Source organism: Luteibacter sp. 9135 (assembly GCF_000745005.1).
Taxonomy (GTDB): Bacteria; Pseudomonadota; Gammaproteobacteria; order Xanthomonadales; family Rhodanobacteraceae; genus Luteibacter.
On sequence record NZ_JQNB01000001.1, the window covers coordinates 4,298,072 to 4,314,484 of the forward strand.

13 protein-coding genes are annotated in these 16,413 nt (G+C 65.5%); 7 read left to right on the forward strand and 6 right to left on the reverse strand.

All coding sequences use genetic code 11. The features are described 5' to 3' along the window. The first annotated feature begins 76 nt into the window (after positions 1 to 76). Entirely contained in the window at positions 77 to 856 is a 780-nt protein-coding gene (locus FA89_RS18305) for a CPBP family intramembrane glutamic endopeptidase (protein WP_036143043.1), read from the forward strand. Here the strand turns inward: FA89_RS18305 and FA89_RS18310 are convergent. Further along, positions 853 to 1,449, reverse strand: a complete 597-nt coding sequence (locus FA89_RS18310; RefSeq protein WP_036143044.1) for a class I SAM-dependent methyltransferase — start codon at positions 1,447 to 1,449, stop codon at positions 853 to 855. The two genes, FA89_RS18305 and FA89_RS18310, sit on opposite strands and share 4 nt — an antisense overlap. 101 nt (positions 1,450 to 1,550) lie before the next feature. Between FA89_RS18310 and FA89_RS18315 the strand changes: the two genes are divergently transcribed. From FA89_RS18315 to FA89_RS18325, 3 genes are all read left to right on the forward strand, one after another. Next, complete coding sequence (locus FA89_RS18315) at positions 1,551 to 1,850, forward strand: hypothetical protein (protein ID WP_036143046.1); 300 nt, start codon at positions 1,551 to 1,553, stop codon at positions 1,848 to 1,850. A gap of 100 nt (positions 1,851 to 1,950) precedes the next feature. Beyond that, the gene (locus FA89_RS18320) at positions 1,951 to 3,459 is read left to right on the forward strand and encodes a DUF1800 domain-containing protein (protein WP_036143048.1); all 1,509 of its coding nucleotides are present in this window, start codon (positions 1,951 to 1,953) and stop codon (positions 3,457 to 3,459) included. An 8-nt stretch (positions 3,460 to 3,467) separates the two neighbouring features. Further along, positions 3,468 to 4,658 (forward strand): DUF1501 domain-containing protein, encoded by a 1,191-nt coding sequence (locus FA89_RS18325; RefSeq protein WP_036143050.1) that lies wholly within the window; start codon positions 3,468 to 3,470, stop codon positions 4,656 to 4,658. On the opposite strand, the gene FA89_RS18330 is transcribed toward FA89_RS18325, so the two are convergent. Next, a complete protein-coding gene (locus tag FA89_RS18330; protein WP_051938954.1) occupies positions 4,655 to 6,493 on the reverse strand; it encodes a glycoside hydrolase family 15 protein in 1,839 nt (612 codons plus the stop codon). The genes FA89_RS18325 and FA89_RS18330 overlap by 4 nt on opposite strands. Positions 6,494 to 6,540: 47 nt before the next feature. Continuing rightward, entirely contained in the window at positions 6,541 to 8,769 is a 2,229-nt protein-coding gene (locus tag FA89_RS18335) for a DUF5916 domain-containing protein (RefSeq protein ID WP_036143052.1), read from the reverse strand. Positions 8,770 to 8,935: 166 nt separating this feature from the next. On the opposite strand from FA89_RS18335, the gene FA89_RS18340 reads away from it, so the two are divergent. The 3 genes from FA89_RS18340 to FA89_RS20750 all read left to right on the forward strand — a co-directional run bounded on the left by FA89_RS18340 (position 8,936) and on the right by FA89_RS20750 (position 10,782). After that, the gene (locus FA89_RS18340) at positions 8,936 to 9,859 is read left to right on the forward strand and encodes a peptidylprolyl isomerase (protein WP_036143054.1); all 924 of its coding nucleotides are present in this window, start codon (positions 8,936 to 8,938) and stop codon (positions 9,857 to 9,859) included. Between the two features lie 253 nt (positions 9,860 to 10,112). Further along, positions 10,113 to 10,352 (forward strand): ubiquitin-like protein, encoded by a 240-nt coding sequence (locus tag FA89_RS19945; protein ID WP_081916753.1) that lies wholly within the window; start codon positions 10,113 to 10,115, stop codon positions 10,350 to 10,352. A gap of 226 nt (positions 10,353 to 10,578) precedes the next feature. Beyond that, complete coding sequence (locus FA89_RS20750) at positions 10,579 to 10,782, forward strand: hypothetical protein (RefSeq protein WP_051938956.1); 204 nt, start codon at positions 10,579 to 10,581, stop codon at positions 10,780 to 10,782. A 69-nt stretch (positions 10,783 to 10,851) separates the two neighbouring features. On the opposite strand, the gene FA89_RS18345 is transcribed toward FA89_RS20750, so the two are convergent. From FA89_RS18345 to FA89_RS18355, 3 genes are all read right to left on the reverse strand, one after another. Further along, on the reverse strand, positions 10,852 to 11,721 hold the full coding sequence (locus tag FA89_RS18345; RefSeq protein WP_221174344.1) for a DUF3014 domain-containing protein: 870 nt from the start codon (positions 11,719 to 11,721) through the stop codon (positions 10,852 to 10,854). 159 nt (positions 11,722 to 11,880) lie between these two features. Then, the gene (locus FA89_RS18350; RefSeq protein ID WP_081916754.1) at positions 11,881 to 12,780 is read right to left on the reverse strand and encodes an alpha/beta hydrolase; all 900 of its coding nucleotides are present in this window, start codon (positions 12,778 to 12,780) and stop codon (positions 11,881 to 11,883) included. A gap of 109 nt (positions 12,781 to 12,889) precedes the next feature. Then, positions 12,890 to 16,342, reverse strand: coding sequence for a methylmalonyl-CoA mutase family protein (locus tag FA89_RS18355; RefSeq protein WP_036143055.1), 3,453 nt, complete (start codon positions 16,340 to 16,342; stop codon positions 12,890 to 12,892). Positions 16,343 to 16,413: the final 71 nt, after the last annotated feature.

Consider the following 16,413-nt stretch of genomic DNA (forward strand, 5'->3'; position numbering starts at 1 on the left):
ACTATACAGGTGCCACGTGACGGTCGACGCCACGCGCGCCGTTGCATTTGCCGCGGGGCCTCCGCTAGGGTGCCGCATGCCTCACGACCTGCCCCTCGCCACCCCTCCGCCCGTCCCGGTCGCCGCCCCTGTCCGCGCGCCCGGGCTGGTGGAGGCGATTCTCACGATCCTGGCCTACTTCGCCCTGCAAGTGGGCTTCGGCGTGGGGTTCAAGCTCGGCACCGACCTGCTCGCCCGCTGGTTTCCGGACGCCATGCCGGATGCGCCGGACCGCATCATCCTGGTGGTGATGGCGACCGTGGCGCTGTCCACCTGGCTGGTCGTGCACGGCGTGCTGCGCCGCTGGGGTCCGCTGGCACGATCCGGCGACGCCCTCGGCCTCGGTTTTCGCGAGCCAGACGGCCAGTTCATCGCCATCGGCGCCGGGCTGGGCATCGCCGCCGCCATCCTCGGCGGGCTGCTCACCCAGTGGCTGGCGGGCGATCGCGCGGTCTCGCAGACCGTCACCGAGATCGCCGATAAAGCGCACCTGGGCATGCGCATGGCCCTGGTGCCTGTTGCCGTCCTGGTCGGGCCGCTGGTCGAAGAGGTGCTGTTCCGTGGCGCCCTGCTGGCCCGCCTGCGCGTCCGCCTGGGCGACGGCTGGGCCATCGCGATATCCAGCGTGATCTTCGGCGCCGTACACCTGCCCGACCTGGGCTGGCTCTGGTATGCCGTGCCCAACCTGATCCTGGTGGGCGTGTTCTGCGGGTGGTTGCGCGTGCGCAGCGGCTCGATCTGGCCCGCCTATGTGGCCCACGCGGCCAACAACGGCCTGGCCGTGATGGCGTGGTTTTCGGCCACCGCAGCGGGTTAGCAGGTCTCCAGCGCGGCCACGTGCCGCGCCAGCCGCGGGCTGGCGTAGCACTGTGACCCCACCGGGATCAGGCCCACGGCGTTGAACGCCTCGCGATAGAACCGGGCCGGCCGGCCGTGGAAGCCCACGCGATCGCCGCCGGGATCGTCTTCCCGCGTGTACACCTCGAGGAAGGCCAGGCCTTCGGTCATCTCGCCGATGCCGGTAAGCCCGGCACGGATCTCCGCCGGCTTGAGGTAGTGCAGTACGTCGGTGCACACGACCAGGTCGAAGCGGGTGTCGAAGCGCAGCTCGGCCAGCTGGCCGAAACGGGCCAGCCCGATCTGCCGGGAGCGGCCGTAGCGCGCCACGGCGTATTCGCTGGCTTCCAGGCCACGGTAGGCGATGCCCGGGCGCAACCGGCGCAGCACGGCGCGCCAGGGCGCCTCGCCGCAGCCCACGTCCAGCACGTTGCGCACCGGCCGGCCCAGATAGAACTCCGCCTGGCCCAGCACCATCGACACCTTGCGGGTCAGTTCGGCGGGGGAGCGCACGGCGTGCTCCGCGCTGCGGTACCACTTGTCGAAATAGGCCTGGTCGTAGGTCTTGCTCATGCGCCGCACGCCACCGGAAAACCGCCATGGTAGCGGGCCGTACACCCGGGGCATACATCGATCGCCGCAGCATCGGGGCTCTTTGCTCCGAGGACCAGCCCATGCCCCTTATCCAGCTCCGTATCACCGGCGACCGCGATATCTTCGACGACGTGATGAACGCCATCCATGGCATCGACCGGGTCGAGCGGGTCGAGGAAATCGACGACCTGATGATGGGCGTTCGGGACGATTCCAGCTCCAGTGAGTTGTCCGACGATGTCTCGTCGCGTACGTACGTGCTCGAGGTCGAGGTACCGAACGCCAAGGTCGGCGAAGAAGTGCGAAGCGTGGCCGAAGAGACTGCCGGAACGCGCGAGGCCGCGATCGAGTTCGTCGATCCGGACGAAAGCGAAATCTGAACCGACCCATGAATGCTGCATGTTCTTGCGGCATTCATGCGTAAACCCCCTGAAAGGGTCGCCGTTCTAAGGTGTTGCACGCACCGAGAACGGAGGTTCCATGCGATCGCTCGCTATCGCTACCCTGCTGGCCCTGACCGCCCTGCCCGCCGCCGCGCGGGATGCGCCGCTTTCCAGAGACGACGTGGCGTGGCTGAATCGCGTCACCTTCGGCGTGGATTCGGCCACCGTGGCGCGCTACCGCGAACTGGGCAGGCGCCGTTTCCTCGACGAACAATTGCACCCCACGTCCCAAGGCCTGCCTGAGGCGGTACGTGCGCAAATCGCCGCCTATGACGTGATGAAGGCACCGCTACCCCTGCGCATGGCGCAGCTGCGCCAGCGTTACCAGTACATCAAGGCGATGCCCGACGGCGACGCCAAGACGGAAGCGAAAAAGGCGGTGCAGAAGGAAGGCAGCCAGTACGCCGAGCAGGCGCAGGCGATCGAACTGCTGCGCGCGGTGTACGACGAGAACCAGCTACGCGAACAGATGGTCTGGTTCTGGCTGAACCACTTCAGCGTGTTCCAGGCCAAGGACCGCGTGCGCTGGCTGGTGGCCAGCTACGAAGAAGACACCATCCGCCCGCATGCGCTCGGCAAGTTCCGCGACCTGGTCATGGCCACGCTGCGCAGCCCGGCCATGCTGGAATACCTGGACAACGCACAGAACGCGCGCGACAGGATCAACGAGAACTACGCGCGCGAACTGATGGAACTGCATACGCTGGGCGTAGGCTCCGGCTACACGCAGGACGATGTGCAGAACCTGGCCCACGTGCTCACCGGCGTGGGCATCGACAACGACGGGCAGCCGCGGAAGATCCGCCCGGCTTGGCAGGCGTACTACGTCAAGGACGGCCTGTTCGAATTCAACCCGAACCGCCACGATTTCAGCGACCAGCATTTGCTCGGGCAGACCCTGGCAGGCGGCGGCATGGACGAGGTGGAGAAAGCGGTCGACCTGATCGTCAGCCAGCCGGCATGCGCGACGTTCGTGTCCACCAAGCTGGCCAAGTACTTCGTCTCAGACAACCCGCCGCCGTCACTGGTCGCGGCCATGGCCAGGACCTTCCACCGTACCGACGGCGACATCTCGGCGGTAATGCAGACGATGCTCGAATCGAAGGAGTTCACCGCCTCGCTGGGCAAGCGCTACAAGGACCCGACCCAGTTCCTGGTGTCGACCATGCGGCTGGCCTACGACGGCAAACCCGTGAGCAATCCCCGCCCGCTGGTGAACTGGATCAACCAGCTCGGCCAGGCGCCGTTCGGCCGTATCACGCCTGACGGCTGGCCCACCGCCGATACCGAGTGGTCCAGTTCCGGCCAGGTGGCCAAGCGCTTCGAGATAGCCCGCTCCATCGGTAGCGGCGCCAACCACCTGTTCGATGTGGACGACAGCGGCAAGGTGCAGGGCGGTGGTTTTCCGCAGCTGACCACGCCCACCTACTACGCCACCATCGAGCCGTGGCTGAGCCCGAAGACGCGCGACGCGCTGGCCCAGGCCACGTCGCAACAGGAATGGAACACCTTCCTGCTGTCCTCCCCCGACTTCAATTACCACTGAGGCTTCCCATGGATCGCCGCCAGTTCCTGCTCACCCTCGCCGCCACCGTGCCCGCACTGACCCTGGGCGGACAGGTATTCGCCGCGCCCGCCGGCTCACCACGCTTCCTGCTGGTGTTCCTGCGTGGCGGCTACGACGCCAACAACCTGCTGGTGCCTTATTCCAGCGATTTCTACTACGAATCGCGCAAGAACATCGCGCTGGCCCGACCCACGCCCGGCGATCCGAAATCGGTGCGCGTCCTGGATGAAAACTGGGGCCTGGCACCGGCGGTGGCCGCCAGCATGGGCCCGCTGTGGGACAAACGGCAGCTGGCCTTCGTCCCCTTTGCGGGCACGGACGACCTCTCGCGCAGCCACTTCGAGACCCAGGACAACATCGAGGTCGGCGCCTCCGGCAACAGCCGCGACTACGGCTCGGGCTTCATGGGCCGGCTATCGTCGGTATTGCGCGGCGTGCCGCCGATCGCCTTCACCGACGCGCTGCCGCTGACGTTCCGCGGTGCGGGCGATGTGCCCAACATCTCGCTGAAAGGCGGCGAAAAGGCTGTGTTCGATGACCGGCAGTCGAAGATCCTTGCCGACATGTACCAGGGCACCACGCTACAGGCCGCGGCCACCGACGGCCTGCAACTGCGCCAGCAGGTCGCGAAGGATCTGCAGACCGAGATGGTTGCCGCCAGCCGCGGGGCGGTGAACGCGCGCGGCTTCGCCCAGCAGGGCCAGCGCATGGCTACCCTGATGCGCGATCGCTTCCGCCTCGGTTTCGTCGATGTGGGCGGCTGGGACACCCACGTCAACCAGGGCGGGGCGGACGGCCAGCTGGCCAGCAACCTCGACAACCTCGGCCAGGGACTGGCGGCGTTCGCCGATGGCCTGGGCGAGGCGGAATGGAACAACACCGTCGTGGTGGTCGTGTCCGAATTCGGCCGCACCTTCCGCGAGAACGGCAACAAGGGTACCGACCACGGTCACGGCACCACGTACTGGGTGATGGGCGGCAAGGTGAACGGCGGTCGCATCGCCGGGCAGCAGGTCGCGGTGGATGCGAAGAACCTGCTACAGAACCGCGACTACCCGGTGCTCAACAACTATCGCGACCTGCTCGGTGGCCTGATGCAGCGCATGTACGGGTTATCCCAGGCGGACATCAACCGGGTGTTTCCCGAGGCGAAACCCACCGACCTGCATCTGGTCTAGGGCTGCCACACCTGCCCGTCGGGATGGCTCAGCTGACGGTCGAGGTAGAACGCGGCGCTGATGAAGGCCAGATGCGTCAGCGCTTGAGGGAAGTTGCCTAGCAGTGCGGCACGCAGGCTCAGTTCCTCGGAGAACAGGCCGAGGTGGTTCGCGTAAAGCACGCCGCGCGCCATGATCTCGCGCGCCTCGGTCAGGCGACCGGCGCGCGCCAGGCATTCCACATACCAGAACGTGCACGTGGTAAAGGCACCCTCCCCGCCCTCCAGGCCGTCCTCGTTGCGATAACGGAACATCATGCCGTCGTCGGCCAGCTGGTCGTGGATCGCATCCAGCGTGGCCAGCCAGACCGGATCGGTGGCGGAGACGAAGCGCACCAGCGGCATCATCAGCAGCGCGGCATCCAGATCCGTACCGCCTTGCGTCTGCACGAAGTAACCGTACTCGGGGTGACGGAAGTTCGTCCAGATGTCGTCGGCGATGCGGTCGCGCACGGCGGCCCACTCCACCGCCGGACCCGGCAGCGAGCGCTTGCCCGCCAGCCGGACGGCCCGGTCCAGGGCCACCCAGCACATCAACCGGGAATGCAGGAAATGCTGCTGGCCGCCGCGGATCTCCCAGATGCCTTCGTCGGGGTCCTGCCAGTGGCGACTGACGTGATCGACCATGCGCACCACGTGCAGCCAGCCGGTGTGGCTGATCGCGCGGCCGTACTTGTTGGCCAGGTACAGGCTGTCCATCAACTCGCCGAAGATATCCAGCTGGGTCTGCGTGCGCGCCCCGTTTCCGATACGCACGGGGCGTGACCCGGCGTAGCCGGCCAGGTGGTCCAGCGTGTCTTCCTCCGCTGCTTCGGTGCCGTCGATGGCATACATGATGCGCAGTGCGGTGTCCTCGTCCAGGTCCATCAGCCTGGCTTCCGTCCAGCGACGGAAGTGCTCCGCTTCGTCGATGTAGCCCAGGCGCATGAACGCGTACACCGTGAACGAGGCATCGCGTATCCAGGTGGCGCGATAATCCCAGTTGCGCCCTTGCCCGGTAGCCTCGGGCAGGCCGAAGGTCGCGGCGGCGGCCACCGAACCATGCGTATGCGAGGTGAGCAGTTTCAGCACCAGCGCGGAGCGCTCGACACGCTCGCGCCAGCGACCGCGATAGGTCGACCGACGCGTCCAGCGGCGCCAGGCCTCGGCGGTATCCTCGCAGGCGGCACGGCACTCCGTTTCGTCGGGCGGATCGTGCGCCTCGTCGCCGAGGGTGAACCACACTTCCTCGCCGGGGTTGAGTTCGAACTCGGCGTGCGCGGCGCCCTCGCCCTCCTCGATCATCAGCGGCACCTTCGACGCCAGGCGCAGGGACTGCGGCCCGTCGTGGAAGACCACGCTGTCGCCGTACTCCTCCACCGCCGGTACACGCCGTGCGTAATCCAGCCGCGGGCGGCAGCGCACGCGGATACGCACCCTGCCCCGCGGCACGCGGATGCATCGCATCACGCAGGCGGCCACGCGCGGCCGCGTCTCGGGGTGGGGCATGAAATCGGTGAGTTCGACGCTGCCCGCTTCGCTCATCCAGCGAGTAATGAGCACGTTGGTCTCGGGCACGTAGAGCTGCATGGTGCTCGCATCGACCAGGTCCGGCGTCACCGTGAACTCTCCACCCTTGTCCGGATCGAGCAAACCGGCGAACACGGTGGGGCTGTCCATGTGCGGCCAGCACATGAAATCGATGGTGCCGTCGCTGGCGACCAGTGCCGTGGTGTCGAGGTTGCCGACGATGCCGTGCTCACCGATGGTGCGGCCGGGCACGGGATTGGGCTGCGGTGTTTTCGAGGGCTTGGACATGGCTAACCCATGCCACAGCGCATGTGAAGATGAAGCGGTAGGGCCGCTCAGAACTCCATACGGTAGGCCACCTTGACCAGGCCTTCCTGCACGTCCTTCAGGGAGAAACTGCGCCGGAACTGGGATTGAACATCGTCGTCGACGTCGTCGGTGTAGCCACCGCGGTTGTAGACCACATAGAGGTTGGACAAGGGCGCTATTTCGTAGCGGTAGCGGATCTGGAAGCCCAGGTTGGCCACACCCAGGCCGTCGATCGGCTGGTCGGTATCGACCGCGGCGCCCGAGGGCGTGATCTCGAGACGGCGACGCAGCGTGGCGCCCACGGCGAGGGTCTGCATCTTCACCCGCAGTTCCTGCTTGTTGCCCAGGTTCCAGTTGAGCCCGCCGTCCAGGCCCACCGTGCGTCCGTCGTAGGCGCCCACCAGGTTGTCGTGCTGCCAGATCAGCCAGTTCGGGTCCCATTCGTAGCTGGCCCCGGCAAACACACTGAAGGCGTCGGTGATGAAATAGGTAGGCGTGAACTTGAAGTAGCCGCCCAAGCGGTGGTAACCGGTGAGCGCGTTGCCGCCGATGAAACCCTCGGCTTCCCAGGCCCAGCGGCCGACGCGCGGATGCGTACGGTCGTAGCTGAGCTTGGCCGTGGGCGGCGTGCGCTGCTTGTTGCCGCCGCGCGTGAGCAGGTCGTCGTAGGCCGCCGTGAGGGCGTCCAGCCGCCACATCTCCTGACCGCCGTCGCGCCGCTGGCTGTTCCGCTGGACACGGAAGCGACGGCGCACGATGAGGCCCTCGGTGTTGGTCTGCGCCGACACGCGATACCGCCACACATGCGATGCGTAGGCCGAGTCGGCCGGCAGGTCGGTTTCGCGCTGCCGCACCTCCCAGTGCAGGTAGCGCATATCGTTGCGCGGCAGGTAGCCGAAGTCGTCGATGTCCAGCCGCCGGCCGAAGTACATGCCCAGCCACTGCTGGCTCCACACGTCGCTCATTTCCCAGAACGCGATGCCGGTGGCACCCAGCCCGGCGCTGTCGTTGCGTGGCTGGTCGATCTTGCTACCCACCACGTTGCTGGTGAGGGTGAAGCTCTCGTTGGGCTGCCAGCGGTGATCCAGGCCCAGCACATTGGCGTCGCGGTCCAGGTAGGGATGGTTCACCCGCGTGGCCAGCAGGCCGAAGGATTGCGTGCCGGCGTTCTGCAACAGCCGGAACGCGCCGAACGTGCGGCCGTCGTCGCCTTTCTCTTGCGCCGTGAGGATGCCGTAGCTGGTCGAGCCGACGCTGCCGTTGACCTTCACCGCCGCCGCGATGTCGGCGGCGCCGTGGCCGTCGTCCGCCGCGCCGCCGACGCGCCGCGTGTAGAGCAGTTGCGAATCGTCGTCGAGCAGGCTGAAGTCGAAGATGCCCTGGCTTTCGGTAAAGAAGGGGCGCTTGTCGGTGAAGAAGGTTTCCTGCGGCGAAAAGTTCACCACCAGGTCGTCGCTTTCCACCTGGCCGAAATCCGGGTTGATCGTGGCGGTGAGCTGGGTTTGCCCGTTCGGTTTCCAGAGGATGTCCGCGCCCTGTTCGAACGACGTGCTGCCGTGCGCGCGATCCACCTTGCCGACGAGATAGGGTGTCACGGCCACCAGCGACTGCGAGTACGCCGGCACCTCCACGCGCTCGAAGCGCGAGAGGAAACGCCCGCGATCGAAGGCGACCGCCGGCCACGCCATCCGTTCGCCGGTGGCGGCGATCACCCGGTCGATGTACAGGCCGATGGTGCGCGTCTCGCCATCGGCCTTGCGCATGGGTGCGATGTACCAGGGAATCAGCAACTCGACGGAGTAGCCTTCGGCATCCTCGCTGACCGCGTGGTCCCAGCGACCGTCCCAGTCATAGCTGAAGTCGGATTCGTTGGTGATGACCTCGTCGGCCACGCCGCCCATGGACTTCACCTCGAAGTCGTAGCCGACGCGTCCATCCGCATCGAAGTCCACCATGACGTTGATCCGATCGACCATGGCGTCTTCGTCGCGGCGGGTCTGTTGCCGCGAGCGAGGCACGTCGGCCGACTGGGTGACGCGGATGGCCACGGCCAGCCCTTTCGGCGTGGACATCACCCAGGCCTCGGTCGGCTGGCTGCCGGGCTTGCCGGTCATGGGCTGGGTGTCGCGAAAATCCGCGATGCGCCGCGCGCTCGCCCACTCGGCGGGGTCGATGTGGCCATCGATGACCACCTCGGCCCGGGCGACCGCCGAAACGAGGAAAAGCACGGCGAACAGGGCGAGGCGACGATGCATGGGGGGTCCGGAGGATCGTGACATTCTGCGGATAGGATGCCTGGCGATCGCAAAAGGTTGGGCATGACTATCGGCCTATGTGCGGCGATGTCCGACCTGGGAGGCGCCCCGAAGGCGGCGTGCTCTGCTACTTTCACGGCGTTCGCCATTTTCTTCCGGGGGTTTCATGCTCGCTCGTACCTGCCTCGCGCTCGCCCTTGCCTGCGCCCTCCCCGCTTCCGCGATGGCCGCCGACGCGCCTGCCAAGCCGCACACACCGACACCGAAGGAACTGCTCGCCAAGGCAGCTCCGGCCGAATGGCGCACGCCGGATCCGCAGAACCTGGTCTACATGGACCTGCCGCAGGGCCGCGTGGTGATCGAACTGGCACCGGACTGGTCGCCGCTGCATGCGGCCAATATCCGCACGCTGATCCGCGAGCACTATTTCGACGGCACCCAGGTGATCCGCGTCCAGGACAATTTCGTCACCCAATGGGGCGACCCCGACGGCGACGACAAGAAGAAAGCGAAATCTCTCGGCACGGCGAAGGAGACCCTGCCGCCGGAGTTCACGCGCAAGGGCGGCAAGCCCTACCCGTTCACCCGGTTGCCGGATGGCGACGTGTACGCCCCCGAGGTCGGTTTCTCCGACGGTTTCCCCGTGGCCCGCGACAAGGGCGAGGCATGGATCGCACACTGCTACGGCACCGTGGGCGTGGCCCGCGACATCGGCGCGGACACCGGCAACGGCAGCTCGCTCTACGCCATCATCGGCCAAGCCCCGCGCAACCTGGACCGCAATCTCGCGGTGGCCGGCAAGGTCATCAAGGGCATGGACCTGCTCGCCGCGTACCCACGCGGCGGCGAGCCGATGGGCTTCTACGACAAGCCCGAACAGCGGGTCACGATCAAGCAAGTGCGCCTTGCTGCCGATGTACCAGTAGCGGAGCGCACTTCAATCCAGGTCCTGCGGACCGACAGCACGACGTTCGCCGCGCTCGTCGAGGCCAAGCGCAACCGCAAGGACGCTTTCTACACCCGTCCGGCCGGGAAGATCGACCTCTGCAACATCGGTGTGCCGTCGCGGAATCCGTCAGGCAAGCCATGACCGATACCATCGAAGACGGCGGCCACTACCTAATAAAGACCTTCTCCCGGCTCGACCTGGCGAAACCCAAGGACTAACGCAAGTCGAATCAAGCCTTTGGAAATCTCCTGCCGTGCCACCTGGGTGATTTTGAGGCGATTAATCGGCGCGCGACTAGATTTGGGTTGCTTTCGGCCATGTTGCCATGGTGGTTTTCGTGTCCTTTAGCAGCCGACCGTCCGCGGCTTTGATCGGATAGGAAAAAGGGAATGTCATGCAGATTTTCATCAACATGCTGAGCGGAAAACAACTCGCTTTGGAAGTAGAACCAGACACGACCGTCGACGAAGTCAAATCCAAAATCGCTGATAAGGAAGGCCTACCGACGGATCGACAGCGCCTGTTGTTACCGGGCGGAAAAGGAGTGCTCGAAGATGGAAAAACTCTCTCTTCTTATGGCATAGGATTGGATGCCAAGATCAACCTTGACGTCAAACGAAGCCGAGAGAGCTGACTTTGCGCGAATGCCCTCGTTTGCTATTTGCAGAATCAATGCTCGCCGTGGGCGGTTTTGCAGGGCCGCATATTGCAGGGCTGATCACATAGGTTAACGACCTGCCTGCCGCCGTCGGCCTGTTTGAAGTCGCGACAATCTAACTATTAGGCAGGTTTGCTTGTACGCACCGCGGGTCTCCTTACCGGTATTTTGTTTCGAGACCTCGGTGTGTTTGGAGGAGTGCATGGCCGATCGTCAGATTGCCCTGCGTGTCGCTAAGGCACGGCAGGAGACGATCTACCCGCGTGGCGGCGAACCCATCGGCTTCGACGACAAGCCCGTGCAGTGCGTGACGGGCAAGAGCGTGCGCGTGGCCTCCGACGTGTCCGAAGCGAGCACACGCCGATACAGGTGCTGCGGACGGACAGCACCACTTTCGCCGCGCTGATCGAGGCCAAGCGCCATCGCAAGGACGATTTCTATACGCGACCAGCGGGGAAGATCGACCTGTGCAACATCAGCGTGCCGGTGCGGGATCCTTCGCAGAAGACGCCGTAGGCGCCTCGGACCCGGACGAGGCCGCGTCCGGCTTGACCACTTCCTGCCGCAACGCACGCAGCTTCGCTTTCAGCTTCGCCTCGTTGATCGGCCCCACGCGGATCATGAACCGCTGCCCGGCCGAGAGCTGCTCGATGGCGGGGTTGGCGTAGAGGTAACCCTCTTTCTCCGGCAGCAGCTGCAGGTTGCCCTGCGGCTCAGGCGCGGCCAGCAGGTCGTCGATCACCTGCACCAGCCGGTCGTTGAAATAGCCGCCGGTGCCCAGGTCACGATAGGCCTGCTGGAACAGCGGGTAGTTGTGCTTGTACCAGGCGGCCGCGGCCTTGGGGCTGATGCGGTCGGCGACGTACATGTAGGTCGCGTAGCGCTCCGCATTTTTCTTCGAAGCGACGAAGCTTCCGTCGTCCGACACCACCTGGAAGCGGCCGGCCGGCGTATGCAGCGGCAACACGTTCATGCCCACGGTGCGTTTCGGTAGCGCGTCGATGGTCGAGACCATGCGCGAGACGATGGCATCGGACTTGAGCAGGGACTTCAGAGCATCGTCGTTGGTCAAGGCCAGCAGGCCCGACAGCACCGCATCGTCGCTCTGGTCCAGGCTGGGCAGCGCGGCCGTGGAACCCGTGGCGGGGCCGATGGGGTGTTGGGGAAGCGCCGGTTCGTTCAACGCCGTGGACGTCGCGCCAGCAACCGACGACGCAGCCGCGGGAGCGGGCGTGGCGGCGTCGCGCGCCTGTTTCTCCCGCCAAAAGAACACACCGGCCACCGCAATGATGGCAAGGATCAACACCCCGGCAATCCACTTCGAACCCGACGACTGACTGCTCAATGTACCGCTCCCACGACAAAATCTGTCCCCATGGGACTACGGATGGGGGCGATGGTTCAAGGTTGCAGGGTGAATCCAGCGGTGGCAACTACACGAGTTACCATGGAAGGATGCCGGTATTCCACCATTACCGCGGCATCTCACGCTTCACGCTTTCCTTCATCGGCCAGGCACGACGGCCGCAGGCTTCAGCGGGGGATATGCCCAGCGTAGTGCGTAGTGCTCGGAGGCTCGATAAATGGTGTCGTGGTGCTGGTCCGGGCGGGGCACGTACGTCCATGTGAGGCCGGCAGGCGATGCGACGGCCAGCATGCGATCCAGCTGAGCGACGTGCGGACCGATGTTGTCCTCGTCGGCAGAGGTGAGGAACAGACGCCGCGGCGCGGCGGGCATCGCGGCGAGCAGCGCAGGTGCCTCGCGCACCAGCGCCGCGTCGTTCCACCAGAGGCTGGGACTGATCGCGATCACCGTGTCGAACAGCGCGGGCTCGCGCAGCAGGCTTTCCACCGAAAACAGCCCCGCCAGCGATTCGCCGATGATGCCGCGGTGCCCATCCACACGGTAACGTCGGCCGATCTCCGTCACCAACTGCCGTGCGATGAAGGCCCGGAACGCGGCCGAACCGCCCACGTGTGGGGCGATCTTCTTGTCCTCTGCCACCGTGGTAGGCCCGGTCATGTCGCGACGCCGTTCGGTGTTCTCGATGCCGACCAGGATCACCGGCCGGATCTCCCCTGCCCGGATGCCTTCGTCGAGGGTGGCAGCCACGTGCGGGAAATCTTCCTGCAACCCGCCATCGGGCATGTAGAGGACGGGGTAGCGGTCTTTCGACGCGTCGTAGCCGGGAGGCGTGTAAACGTTGATGTGGCGCGTTTCGGCGGGGGCCTTGGCAACCAGCGTAAAGCTGTCGCTATGCGGAGCCACCTGGGGCGGCTGCACGACGAGCGTGACGTGCGCAACCTGCGTGTCTTGCGCGACCTGCGTGGCCTGCGTGGCCTGCGTTCTCGGCGCCATGATCGCGAAAATCGTCAAACCCGCGGCGATGACCATCCGTTGCATGCGTGACTTCCCTGGACGTGTCGCACCAGCTTAGCGGCATGGACCCGACGAGACCAAGCCTCGCCGGGTTCATACGAGCACCTGCCGCGGCACGTGGCCGCAGCGCCGCTTACATGTTGCGGCGGTACTCGCCACCCACGTCGTACAGCGCGTGGCTGATCTGGCCGAGGGAGTTGTTCTTCACCGCGTCCATCAGCTGCTCGAACACGTTACGCCGGTCGCGCGCTGTCTTCTGCAACGTCACCAGGCTCTCCGGGGCCAGATCATTGCGCGCCTTGCCGTAGAGCAGCACGTTGTCGATCTGCTGGCCCTTTTCTTCTTCCGTGGAGCGGATCAGCTCGATCTCGGTGGCGATCTCGCCGCCATGGTCCTTGGGCAGGAAGGTGTTGACACCGATCAGCGGCAGCGAGCCGTCGTGCTTGCGGTGCTCGTAGTACATCGACTCTTCCTGGATCTTGCCGCGCTGGTACATGGTGTCCATGGCGCCCAGCACGCCGCCGCGCTCGCTGATCGCCTCGAACTCCTTGTACACCGCCTCTTCCACCAGGTCGGTCAGTTCGTCGACTACGTAGCTGCCCTGCCACGGATTTTCGTTGAAGTTGAGGCCCAGCTCGCGGTTGATGATGAGCTGGATCGCCACGGCGCGACGCACGCTTTCCTCGGTAGGCGTGGTGATCGCCTCGTCATAGGCATTCGTGTGCAGGCTGTTGCAGTTGTCGAACAACGCGTACAGCGCCTGCAATGTGGTGCGGATATCGTTGAACTGGATCTCCTGCGCGTGCAGCGATCGGCCGGAGGTCTGGATGTGATACTTCAGCATCTGGCTGCGCGCGGTGGCACCGTAACGATCACGCATCGCGCGCGCCCAGATGCGGCGGGCCACGCGGCCGATCACCGTGTATTCCGGGTCCATGCCGTTGGAGAAGAAGAACGACAGGTTGGGTGCGAAGTCGTCGATCTTCATCCCGCGGGCGAGGTAGTACTCCACGATGGTGAAGCCGTTGGACAGGGTAAAGGCCAGCTGGCTGATCGGGTTGGCGCCGGCTTCGGCGATGTGATAACCCGAGATCGACACCGAGTAGAAATTGCGCACCTTGTGGTCGACGAAATACTGCTGGATGTCGCCCATCATGCGCAGGGCGAACTCCGTGCTGAAGATGCAGGTGTTCTGGGCCTGGTCTTCCTTGAGGATGTCCGCCTGCACCGTGCCGCGCACGTTGGCCAGGGTCCAGGCCTTGATGCGCGCATAGGTCTCTGCATCTACCACCTCTTCGCCGGAAACGCCGAGCAGCGCCAGGCCCAGCCCGTCGTTACCCTCTGGCAGGTCGCCGTGGTACGTCGGGCGGTTGCCGTCCGGGTACAGGCGCGCGATATGCGCGTTGGCGGCATCCCAGCGTGAGGCGTCCTCGTTGAGGTACTTCTCGATGTTCTGGTCGATCGCGGTGTTCATGAACATCGCGAGGATGATCGGCGCGGGTCCGTTGATCGTCATCGACACAGACGTGGATGGCGCCGAGAGGTCGAAGCCCGAATACAGCTTCTTCATGTCGTCCAGCGTGGCGATGGACACGCCGGAGTTGCCGATCTTGCCGTAGATGTCCGGCCGCGGCGCGGGGTCTTCGCCGTACAGCGTGACCGAATCGAAGGCCGTGGACAGCCGCGCGGCGGCACCGCCCAGCGACAGGTAATGGAAACGACGGTTGGTGCGTTCCGGCGTGCCCTCGCCCGCGAACATGCGGGTGGGATCCTCCCCCGCACGACGATACGGGAAGACGCCGCCCGTATAAGGATAGTGACCGGGCAGGTTCTCCCGCATCAGGAACGACAGCAGCTCGCCCCAGTCCTTCGTCTTCGGCGGCGACACCTTGGGGATCTTCTGGTGGCTGAGCGACTCGCGGTAGTTCTCGACGCGGATCACCTTGTCACGCACCTGGTACTCGTTGAACTCCGCGGTGACCGCGGCGAAGCGTGACGGCCATTCCCGCAACAGGTGGATGGCCTCGCTGGTGAGTTCGCGCACGGTCTCGTTGTAACGCTGGCGGAGCGTGACCAGCGAGCGATCGCCTTCGACGGTGAGTGCAGCATGGTCGTAGAGGTCGAACGCCCGCGGCAGCGCGTCGTCACCGATATCCTTGAGCGATTCGTAATAGTGCTGCGCCTTGCTCGCCGCCTCGGCCTGCTTCGCGATGCCGTGGTTCACGCCGCGCCCCTGCTCGGCGATTTCCGCGAGGTAACGCACGCGGTTGCCGGGGATCAGCACCGTGGCGCGTGGCTCGCGCAGGGTGGTATCCACCACGGGTGTCCAGTTCGTGCCCGGCAGCGCCAGCTTCTCGCGCAGCAGCCGGCACAGGTTGTCGAACATCCAGGTGACGCCCGGGTCGTTGAACTGGCTGGCGATGGTGGGATACACCGGCACGTTCTCATCGGCCATCTGGAAGGCGGTGCGGTTGCGCTTCCACTGCTTGCGCACGTCGCGCAGGGCGTCTTCGGCGCCGCGCTTGTCGTACTTGTTCAGCACCACCAGCTCGGCGAAATCCAGCATGTCGATCTTCTCGAGCTGGCTGGCCGCGCCGTATTCGCTGGTCATCACGTAGACCGGGAAATCGACCAGGTCGACGATTTCCGAATCGCTCTGGCCGATGCCGGCGGTTTCCACGATCACCAGGTCATACGCCTGCGATTTCAGAAAATCGATGCAGTCGTGCAGCACGATGGACGTGGCGGCGTGCTGCCGGCGCGTGGCCATCGAGCGCATGTAGACGCGCGGACTGCGCAGCGAGTTCATGCGGATGCGATCGCCCAGCAGCGCACCGCCGCTGCGGCGACGCGTGGGATCCACCGCCAGCACGGCGATGCGCATGTCCGGGAACGCATGCAGGAAACGCAGCAACAGCTCGTCCACGACCGACGACTTGCCCGCGCCACCGGTGCCGGTAAGGCCGAGCACCGGCGTCTTGCCGCCGGCCAGTTGCCAGGCCTTGCGCACGCGCGCCAGCTCCGCCTCGGGAAGCTGGTCTTCCTCGATGGCGGACAGCATGGCACCGATGGAAATCTCGTCGTCCACCGAGGTAGCTTCCGGCGTGGTGACGGTGCGTTCGCGCGTGGCGTTGCGCGTGCGCGTCATCACGTCCTCGATCATCTCGGTGAGGCCGAGCTTCATGCCGTCATTGGGGTGGTAGATGCGCTCCACGCCATACGCCTGCAGTTCGCGGATCTCCTCCGGCGTGATGGTGCCCCCGCCACCGCCAAACACGCGCACATGGCCGGCGCCGCGCTCGCGCAGCATGTCGACCATGTACTTGAAGTACTCCACGTGGCCACCCTGGTACGACGACAGCGCGATGGCATCGGCGTCTTCCTGCAAGGCGGCGCGCACCACGTCTTCCACCGAGCGGTTGTGGCCCAGGTGGATCACCTCGGCGCCCTGGCTCTGGATGATCCGTCGCATGATGTTGATCGCGGCGTCGTGGCCGTCGAACAGGCTGGCCGCCGTGACGAAACGCAGCGGCGTTCCCTCCGCGTCGGTATGGCTGGCGGGGATAGGCTTGGGCTGCGAGCTCATGGAAACTCCGGGGAACGCGACGTCTGGGGAGGGAACCGGTCGATTCTAGCCCCGGCGCCCTCCGGACCTCT

Excerpts from the sequence above, each read along its gene's own strand:
- FA89_RS18305 (WP_036143043.1), top strand. The coding sequence starts at position 77 with ATGCCTCACGACCTGCCCCTCGCCACCCCTCCGCCCGTCCCGGTCGCC.
- FA89_RS18310 (WP_036143044.1), bottom strand. The coding sequence starts at position 1,449 with ATGAGCAAGACCTACGACCAGGCCTATTTCGACAAGTGGTACCGCAGC.
- FA89_RS18315 (WP_036143046.1), top strand. The coding sequence starts at position 1,551 with ATGCCCCTTATCCAGCTCCGTATCACCGGCGACCGCGATATCTTCGAC.
- FA89_RS18320 (WP_036143048.1), top strand. The coding sequence starts at position 1,951 with ATGCGATCGCTCGCTATCGCTACCCTGCTGGCCCTGACCGCCCTGCCC.
- FA89_RS18325 (WP_036143050.1), top strand. The coding sequence starts at position 3,468 with ATGGATCGCCGCCAGTTCCTGCTCACCCTCGCCGCCACCGTGCCCGCA.
- FA89_RS18330 (WP_051938954.1), bottom strand. The coding sequence starts at position 6,493 with ATGTCCAAGCCCTCGAAAACACCGCAGCCCAATCCCGTGCCCGGCCGC.
- FA89_RS18335 (WP_036143052.1), bottom strand. The coding sequence starts at position 8,769 with ATGCATCGTCGCCTCGCCCTGTTCGCCGTGCTTTTCCTCGTTTCGGCG.
- FA89_RS18340 (WP_036143054.1), top strand. The coding sequence starts at position 8,936 with ATGCTCGCTCGTACCTGCCTCGCGCTCGCCCTTGCCTGCGCCCTCCCC.
- FA89_RS19945 (WP_081916753.1), top strand. The coding sequence starts at position 10,113 with ATGCAGATTTTCATCAACATGCTGAGCGGAAAACAACTCGCTTTGGAA.
- FA89_RS20750 (WP_051938956.1), top strand. The coding sequence starts at position 10,579 with ATGGCCGATCGTCAGATTGCCCTGCGTGTCGCTAAGGCACGGCAGGAG.
- FA89_RS18350 (WP_081916754.1), bottom strand. The coding sequence starts at position 12,780 with ATGCAACGGATGGTCATCGCCGCGGGTTTGACGATTTTCGCGATCATG.
- FA89_RS18355 (WP_036143055.1), bottom strand. The coding sequence starts at position 16,342 with ATGAGCTCGCAGCCCAAGCCTATCCCCGCCAGCCATACCGACGCGGAG.